This window comes from Winogradskyella aquimaris (genome assembly GCF_042676105.1).
GTDB classification, from domain to species: domain Bacteria; phylum Bacteroidota; class Bacteroidia; order Flavobacteriales; family Flavobacteriaceae; genus Winogradskyella; species Winogradskyella aquimaris.
This window is the reverse complement of sequence record NZ_JBHTJQ010000018.1, coordinates 1-622: the sequence shown is the minus strand read 5'-3', so window position 1 is coordinate 622 and position 622 is coordinate 1. Positions and strand designations below refer to the sequence as shown.

Genomic DNA, 622 nt, shown 5'->3' with positions numbered 1-622 from the left:
CGAGACCTTAACGGCTTCGGACAACTGCGGTACGGCTACGGTGACTTTTAATGAGACTACCACTGCCAGTACTTGTGATAACGACTACACATTGACCAGAACTTGGACGGCTACCGATGCCTGTGGTAACGAGACCGTGCATACACAGACCATTACCGTTCAGGATACTGTGGCTCCAACATTTAACGAAGCACTTCCTGCTGATGTAACTGTTGAGTGCGATGCGGTACCTACTGCTGAGACCTTGACGGCTTCGGACAACTGCGGTACGGCTACGGTGACTTTTAATGAGACTACCACTGCCGGTACTTGTGATAACGACTACACATTGACCAGAACTTGGACGGCTACCGATGCCTGTGGTAACGAGACCGTGCATACACAGACCATTACCGTTCAGGATACTGTGGCTCCAACATTTAACGAAGCACTTCCTGCTGATGTAACTGTTGAGTGCGATGCGGTACCTACTGCCGAGACCTTAACGGCTTCGGATAACTGCGGTACGGCTACGGTGACTTTTAATGAGACTACCACTGCCGGTACTTGTGATAACGACTACACATTGACCAGAACTTGGACGGCTACCGATGCCTGTGGTAACGAGACCGTGCATACACAG

General features: G+C 50.6%; 1 protein-coding gene. It reads left to right on the top strand.

Annotation, left to right across the window (positions count from 1 at the left end):
* A partial coding sequence (locus tag ACFQ1K_RS14390) for an HYR-like domain-containing protein (protein WP_449361585.1) occupies window positions 1–622 on the top strand: 622 nt, incomplete at both ends.